This window comes from Phaeodactylibacter sp. (genome assembly GCF_040219495.1).
Taxonomy (GTDB): Bacteria; Bacteroidota; Bacteroidia; order Chitinophagales; family Saprospiraceae; genus Phaeodactylibacter.
In genome coordinates this window covers 1-7,743 of record NZ_JAVJSK010000108.1, presented here as the reverse complement: position 1 = coordinate 7,743, position 7,743 = coordinate 1, and the positions used below count along the sequence as shown (strand labels likewise).

The following is a 7,743-nucleotide window of genomic DNA, read 5'->3' as shown; positions in this document are numbered from 1 at the left end:
TCGGCCTGCAAACTACACTTTTTCGCTTATACTTCGTCCCGAAAATCCTCATTTAGCTAAGGCTAAACTCCGGTTTTCGTGCCTCGTCTAACCAAAAAATTGTTAGTTTTCGACTAGAAGACAAAAGTCCCAACACGCTCTTAGAGCTTGCCTGGCTGCAATGGCACTTGACAACGAGGATGTACGGCAGCTCTTCGAGCCCCTCCCCGGAGCGTACCACCGAATAGCCCGGCTCCAACTGTTAAACTTTTATTATTGGCCCATTGAGCTTCAAGAACTTAGCCAGGTAGCTTGTAAATTTACCGGCATACCGGTAAAAAAGCTCAATTATGAAATACCTGCTTTTGTGTTTGCTCTCCGTATGGGGAACCTTGCAGCTCGCTGCTCAACAAAATATGCCCACCCCCGTGACCTGGTCTTTTCAGGCTGAAATGATCAACGATACTACCTACAACCTGACGTTCACCGCCGATATCCAAAAGGGGTGGTACCTTTATGCGCAAGACCTGGAAGACGGCGGGCCCATCCCCACCACCATCGCTTTCGACACCTCGGAAGGCCTGCAACTGATTGGGAACACAGAGGAAGAAGGTACAGCCCTGGAGGGCATGGACGAGCTCTTCCAAATGAGGGTCAAAAAGTTTAAGCACCAGGTCGTCTTCACGCAGCGTGCAGTTATTGCCGAAGGCACGCAGCTGGTGAGTGGTTATATTGAGTTTATGACCTGCGATGACGAACAATGCCTGCCACCTACCGAAATTCCTTTTGCTTTTTCATTCCGCGGATAACCAACCCGCCACATTGTACTTCAGATCACATTTTAAGCCAGCAAAGGTTCTTACCTTTGGGCCTCAACTGACTCCCCACACACCTTGTTAATCTTGCAAAGTAAATGTAAGTCATGAAAAAAACGCTTCTGCTCCTTCCGATCCTCTTTCTGGTGAGCCTGCTCACCGCCCAGGTGGAAACCCCTGTCATTTGGTCCTTTGAGGCCAAGCCGGTTGGCAACGACACCTACGACCTGGTCTTCAAAGCTAAGATCGCCGAGGGCTGGAAGACCTACTCCCCTTTCCAGTCTTACGGTGACGATGTTTTCGGACCAGTCCCTACGGGCATCTACTTTGATGAGGGCGACCACTTCGCAACCACCGGAAAGCTACAGGAATCGGACAACCGGAAGGAGGCGCTGGAGCCTTTGTTTGATAACATCACCGTGGCTTACTTCAAAAAATACGCAACCTTCACCCAACGGGTAACCGTCAGCGACTACGGCAAGCCCATCACAGGCTATGTGGAATGCATGGCCTGCGATGCCGAGAAGTGCCTCCCGCCTTCCGCAGAAGATTTTAGCTTCACTCTGGAGCCTGCGGGCAATCAAGCGAAAGCACCTCAGCCTAAAGAAACAACAGCCGGGGCACAAGCTCAAACAGATAAAGGTGCCGACGGGGAAGCTCCGGCTTTCTCCATCTCCGGTACCGAAGAGGCCCTCATCACTGATGCGGGTGCACCTTCCGGTATGAAGGAGCCGGTAAAGTGGTCTTTCGACAGTAAGCTGATTCAAGACAGCCTGTACGAGGTGACCTTTACCGCTGATATTGAGCAGGGCTGGACCATCTACTCGGTGCACACCAATCCCGATGACGGCCCCCTGCCGACGACCTTCAACTTTGAAGACAGCGACAGCTACCAACTGGTAGGCGAAGCTACGGAATCCGGCAAGACCAAATCGGGTATAGACCCCGTCTTCAAAGTTGAAGTGACCAAGTTTGTGGAAAGCCCGGCGGTCTTCAGCCAACAGCTTGTTACCTTCGACCCTGCACAGCCCGTCACCGGCTACCTGACCTATATGACTTGCAATGATGCGGAGTGTATCCCGGCAGATTTAGATTTCACCATCAACCTTGCTGCCGGTGCTGGTGGTGTGGTCAAAGTTGACCCGGCAAGCGGTCTTAAAGCGATAGATCAGACCGTGGCCACCATCCGGGAAACTTATAAATCTCCGGTAGCGACCTGCGGTAAGGAAGCCCAAAACGATGAAGAGAGCAGTTTGCTCTGGACCTTTGTGCTCGGTTTTGCAGGTGGGCTGCTCGCGCTGCTTACCCCCTGCGTTTTCCCTATGATCCCACTCACGGTGAGCTTCTTCACCAAGAGCTCCATGGACCGCAAGGCAGGCGTCCGAAATGCACTGATCTACGGACTATCGATTATCGTGATTTACGTTTCCATTGGCTTGCTGATCACCGGTGTGTTCGGTGCAACCGCGCTGAATGCTCTGTCGACCAACTGGATTGCCAATACGCTGTTTTTTGTCATCTTCCTTTTCTTTGCCTTCTCTTTCTTCGGCTTCTACGAAATTACGCTGCCCAGTTCGTGGGCCAACAAGAGTGATGCTATGGCCGACCGCGGCGGGCTGATTGGCATTTTCTTCATGGCCTTTACGCTGGCTTTGGTTTCTTTTTCCTGTACCGGCCCAATCATTGGCTCTGCCCTGGTACAGTCGGCGACAAGCAGCCTCGGTCCGTTTGTGGTCATGCTTGGTTTTTCCAGTGCACTGGCGTTACCCTTTGCTCTGTTTGCCGCCTTCCCGGGCTGGCTGAACTCCCTGCCCCGTTCGGGCGGATGGATGAACTCTGTGAAGGTAGTCCTGGGCTTCCTCGAACTGGCGCTGGCCTTCAAGTTCCTGTCCGTTGCTGATATGACGATGCACTGGGGCATCTTGCCTTACGAAATATTTCTGGGCGCATGGATCGTCATTTTTGCAGCCATGACGGCTTACCTGTTTGGCTGGATCAAATTCCCGCACGACAGCCCGGTCAAAAAGCTATCCCCCACTCGTGGCACCTTCGCGGTCTTATCCCTGGCCTTCACGGTGTACCTGGTCACAGGCTTTATGTACAATGAGGAAACCAAGAGCTACAATGCCCTCAAGCTTATGAGCGGACTGGCACCGCCTGCCAATTACAACGTCCTGCTGGCCAAGCAGGAGGCGGATGGAAACACTAAAGCCCGCTTCCCTTCCTTCACGAAGTGCGCTAATGACCTGGACTGCTTCAAGAACTACGAGGAAGGAGTGGCTTACGCCAAAGAGCAAGACATGCCAATTCTGCTCGACTTCACGGGCTACGGCTGTGTGAACTGCCGTAAAACGGAAGAGCATATCTGGGTGGAAGATGTTGTAAAAAACAGGCTTGAACAGGACTTTGTGCTCATTTCGCTCTACGTGGATGACCGCAAAGCGCTGGAAGAAATCTTGCTTTCCATCCCTCGTCAGGAGAAACTGCGCAACGTGGGCAACCTGTGGGCCGACTTCCAGATCGTCAATTTTGAGCAGAACTCTCAGCCCCTTTATGTGATGATGAGCCCCAACGAGCAGGTGCTGGCACCGCCCCGGGGGTACAAAGAAGGCGTACAGGATTACGCTGACTTCCTGGAGTGCGGAATAAGTACCTTTGAAGGGCTTGATTCAGGAGCGCCTGCGGAGGGGGGCAGCAAGCCTCTGGGCAGTAAGTAACGGATCCGTTCCGGCTTGCAACACCCGAAGCAGCTGCATGAGTGGCTGCCCTTATTGTTTGATCACTGTTTTCTGCCATTGCTGTGCCCCTTTTTGCACAACGGCTACATACCATCCGGAAGGTAAAGCTTCCAGGGTCAATTCCATTGCAGCCTGCCCTTGTGGCCAGGAATGCTGCTGCACGCACTGCCCAAGGCTGTTGTAGATCAGCACTGCCCCGGCCTTATCATGAACCGGTTGTTCAAAAACAAGGTACAGGCTTTCTTCAGCCGGGTTGGGGAATGCCTTTAGCTGATCAGGCTTTTGAAGTGCCCTTTCGGAAGTGACCGGTGAGCAATCATTGATATTATCGAGTACCGCCCGGTACTTGGGTGCATCCTCATAGGGCGCATGCTGGTAAAACTGACTGGTGAGCAACCCCCAGCTACCGTACTGCCCGCTCGTGGGCCCGATGAAAGAAAAATTCATCAGCAAAGCAGGATCTGTACCGGTGGACAGGGTCCGTAAAGAGTCGTACCATTCCTGGTACAGATCATACATGCCGGGGTGCGACTGGGCCGAAACTAATGCCGCATTATAAGGCTGTTCAGAACCAAAAGGCTGCGGGGTGAGGTGCTGCCCGCCCTCGTAATACAGCATAGGTATGCCAAGCTCCTGCGCGATTGATTCATACTGGTCTTTTGCCCAGGGTACAGACCGGCTTAGCATACCTTCGCGTGCCCATTGGAGGACTGCTTCGGCTGTAGCGTCTGTACCAAGAGACTCAAGAGCCGCTACCCCTTCATCGGAGAAGCCAAAGTAGGCGGCTGGGGAAAACGCATCAAAACTGCCCGGTTCCATATTAAAAACGATGCGGTTGCTGACGTCCTGCCAGGCCAGTTGCACCCCAACCACACGGACCAGCCGCTCTTCCTGCCCTTCAAACTCCTCCGTCCAGATATCCAGTGCATTTTGCACGAAGGGTACGATGCGCTCTGGCCAGGGCACTTCCTGATCGCCATTGTCATGGCAATAATGGGTCTGCTCGAATATCCAGTTCCAAATTTCATTGGAATATTCCACATAAATAGTGAGGCTCGGGTCGAGCTCATCGCGGAACAGCCTGGCCATCTCCCGGATGTAATCGTCATCAGCAGCATGCGGGATGCATACCCAGGCATCCGCTTGTTTCAGGTTGCAAATTTCAGCCCACCACTCATAAGGTATCCCGGTGGGCGTGTAGGTATAGTCGTTGAGCCGAGGCCGTTCTTCCCAGTGTTGTAGCGGAGAGCTGTTGGTATGCCCCCAGTCCATAAAGCGCAGGGCTTTGAAAGGTTCCAGTTTACTCAACCAGGCTTCTGACCAAGGCTGATCGAGGTAAGATACCTCTGTACCGGGCAGCAGGAAACGGATGTTCCGGATGGGGTCTTCCGCTTCAGAAGCCAGCAGTTCCATGGCCATGATATCTGCCTGCCCCGGAGTGACCCGGACCACGATACGGCCCGGTGCGGAACTGATCATTTCGGCATCGCCCCAAAAGTCAAAAGTGCCGGTACCCTCGTACAGCACTACGTAGTCTCCGGCTGGCAAGGTTGCGGTGTTGGCCCAAACCGAGCGAACAATCTGAGGCGATTCAGTACCGGGTATGTTTTCTACCGGGAGTACTGAAGGGTAGCCGTGCTCATCCATTGGAATATGGGCCAGGACGTTGGTGTCCCAGTCATTCGCGCCTCCATCTACCCAGTAAGCATTATGGGTAATCCAGGTCCGGCCGTACTTCATGATATTGACGAAAGACCATTCGCTGCCCCAGTCGGCAGGGCCAGCCAGGTTGGTGCCAATACTCAACCGGCAGCTATCGGGCAATTGCGCCAGCAGCATTCCCGGTACATTGACGCACACCATCATTACCAGGCCGTAAATCCATTGATGTCTCATTTCACCCCATTTTGGAAAGGTCTGCGGGAAAAGTGCTGAGGCCCAGCTCAGACTTTATCCGGTCATTCAGGCGGCGGGCCTCGTCAAAGTTGCCAAAAGCCCCGACAATGATTTTGTAAACCGTTTTACCATTGAGCTCTGTGATATTGACAATAACCGGCTGACTAAATTGGCGCTCCAGCTTTTCGGCCTGCACCAGTACATTTCCGTAATCGCCAAACACGCCCACCTGTACGCCCCATCCCTGCGCAGGCTGAGCAGAGACTTTAAAGCGGAACAATCCCTGCCCCGAGCTTACCTTTGGTGCCACACTGCCGCGGCTGGGAGGTGTAGGAGAAGGCGGGGAAGATGGGCTTGGAGAAGGCTGTGGTGCAGGCGACACCACATTGGAGGATGTCTGCCGGTCGCGGCGGCGCAAGGCTTCAGCAACAGCCTTGTCGGCATTCACCCGCCCGTAGCCGTACTTTAGTGAGCGCCCGTTGGTGTACTCCGAAGGCGACCCGATTTTATCCGCAGTAGACCGGAGGATATCTTTCACCTCCCGTGCGGTAAGATCGGGGTTTGCGGAAAGCATCAGCGCACAAATACCGGCTACCAGAGGCGTAGAGCTGGAGGTGCCCCCAAAATGTTTGTAGTGGGGCCCACGGTCACGGCCGTCGCGGTAGTATTTGTACACGCCGGTCTCCCAGCTCAACCCCGTGTCCCAGGAAGCCCGGGCTGCCAGTATAGGCCAGTCGCCGTTAGAAGGCGCGCAGATGTCAATTTCCCGCCCGCGGTTTGAGTACGGGGCGTGTGTGTCTTTACTCGTTGAGGCAGCCACCGCGATAACATCAGGGTGGGCAGCATAGAAATTGATGTAATCCTTATCGTCATTGCCTACCGCATAGAGGATGATACAACCTTTGCCATTGCGGCCCTGACGAGCCGCCTTCGCGATGGCTTGCTCCTTCATGCTACCCAAGCTGAATTTAGGGTCGGTTGTACCCCAGCTGCAACTGATAATATCAGCTCCATTGCGTGTGCAGTAGTCAAACATCTGTTCCGTTGCCCGGTTGCTGAAGGAAGTACCGTTGACTGGCATAAAGCGGGACTGAGGGGCTGCGCCTACGATGCCGCGCCCGTTGCTCACTGCTAATGCCACACTGGCGCAGGGCGTACCGTGGGTAAAACGGGGGTCGCCCATCGTCATATTAGAGGAGCCGGTCCAAAGATCAAAAGGGCGGAAGAGCCTCGTCCGTAAGTCAGGGTGATTGACATCAAAACCATTATCAATAATCGCCACGGTAACACGGTCGGAGCCCATACCATTGAGGCGGCGCCAGGCGTCAAAAACTTTGGCATCAGCCCCCTGCCGCAGGCGGTAGTTCGCGCCGGGGATGTAACCCCGGTTGCGCAGATGCCACTGCTGAGTTACCAAATCATCATTAGGCTCACTGTATTCGTATTCATCGAGCAGGGTATCTAAGTCAGGCTCAGCGAGCTTGACCATGGAAATTCCCTGCAGCAAATGGGCGACTTTCAGAGGGTTAGGGGAGTTTTCGGTTACCCGGGCAATCACCTGCAGCGGATCGCGCCGCTCCACCATCTCCAGATGGTACTCTTCCAGCACAATGCGTTGTTCCTCCTTATCTACGCCTTCCTCAAAGGTGATGGAAATTTCTCCGGTAGCTACAAGCGGTTTATCGCTGCCTTCTGCATAGTAAACGTGGGTGCCTACGGCTACCTCATCGCGGGTGCGCACCTCGTCCAGCTGTTGGTCAATAGTTTCGCCTTCGGCATCCAGGCTTACAATTTTGAAGCCCCCCAGGTTCTGGTGTACTTCTTTCTTAACGAAGGACTGCTCTTCGGCTGGTTTTTCTCCGGCAGTACGAAGCCCCACCAGGGCTTTACTTTTTTGAAGGGTCAGTTCTCCCTTCCCACTCCGGACCTTGAGTTTGCTCATGTGTTATGCTTTTGGGGATTCGGTAACAAATATCCAATATAGAAATATTTCGTGGATTTTGGTGGTCCCCGGTGATTTGCATCGATCTATTGCAAGGGTGGAGAAAGGGCAGCTATCTGCAAGGCCAGGGCTTTTCGGGGCAGCCGCTGCACCCCGGGCGGCTGCTTACAGGTGCAGTAAAATGAAAGCGGGGTTGAGCTATTGGCATTGCTCAACCCCACTTTATATACAACAACAATTAATAACTTTCGGCAATTAGAGCGTGTTGGGACTTTAGTAATCGGCCTGCAAACTACACTTTTTTGCTTATGCTTCGTCCCGAAAATCCTTCCCGCAAACTGCGGGACAGGCTATTTAGCTAAGGCTAAACTCC

The 7,743-nt window shown here is 53.6% G+C and carries 4 protein-coding genes; 2 read left to right on the top strand and 2 right to left on the bottom strand.

All coding sequences use genetic code 11. The features are described 5' to 3' along the window. Positions 1 to 329: 329 nt before the first annotated feature. Together RIC19_RS17220 and RIC19_RS17215 are read left to right on the top strand one after the other, a co-directional pair. The gene (locus RIC19_RS17220) at positions 330 to 788 is read left to right on the top strand and encodes a protein-disulfide reductase DsbD domain-containing protein (protein WP_350179588.1); all 459 of its coding nucleotides are present in this window, start codon (positions 330 to 332) and stop codon (positions 786 to 788) included. A 113-nt stretch (positions 789 to 901) separates the two neighbouring features. Next, positions 902 to 3,511 carry a protein-disulfide reductase DsbD family protein gene (locus RIC19_RS17215; protein ID WP_350179587.1) on the top strand — a complete coding sequence of 870 codons (2,610 nt, stop codon included), beginning with the start codon at positions 902 to 904 and terminating at the stop codon, positions 3,509 to 3,511. Between the two features lie 51 nt (positions 3,512 to 3,562). Here the strand turns inward: RIC19_RS17215 and RIC19_RS17210 are convergent, their stop codons facing one another. Further along, the gene (locus RIC19_RS17210) at positions 3,563 to 5,428 is read right to left on the bottom strand and encodes a T9SS type A sorting domain-containing protein (RefSeq protein WP_350179586.1); all 1,866 of its coding nucleotides are present in this window, start codon (positions 5,426 to 5,428) and stop codon (positions 3,563 to 3,565) included. Between the two features lies 1 nt (position 5,429). Beyond that, positions 5,430 to 7,370 carry a S8 family serine peptidase gene (locus RIC19_RS17205; RefSeq protein WP_350179585.1) on the bottom strand — a complete coding sequence of 647 codons (1,941 nt, stop codon included), beginning with the start codon at positions 7,368 to 7,370 and terminating at the stop codon, positions 5,430 to 5,432. Positions 7,371 to 7,743 lie beyond the last annotated feature (373 nt).

Bases quoted from the DNA above. Each gene is read 5' to 3' on its own strand.
- RIC19_RS17215 (WP_350179587.1), top strand. From the start codon at position 902: ATGAAAAAAACGCTTCTGCTCCTTCCGATCCTCTTTCTGGTGAGCCTG.
- RIC19_RS17210 (WP_350179586.1), bottom strand. From the start codon at position 5,428: ATGAGACATCAATGGATTTACGGCCTGGTAATGATGGTGTGCGTCAAT.
- RIC19_RS17220 (WP_350179588.1), top strand. From the start codon at position 330: ATGAAATACCTGCTTTTGTGTTTGCTCTCCGTATGGGGAACCTTGCAG.
- RIC19_RS17205 (WP_350179585.1), bottom strand. From the start codon at position 7,370: ATGAGCAAACTCAAGGTCCGGAGTGGGAAGGGAGAACTGACCCTTCAA.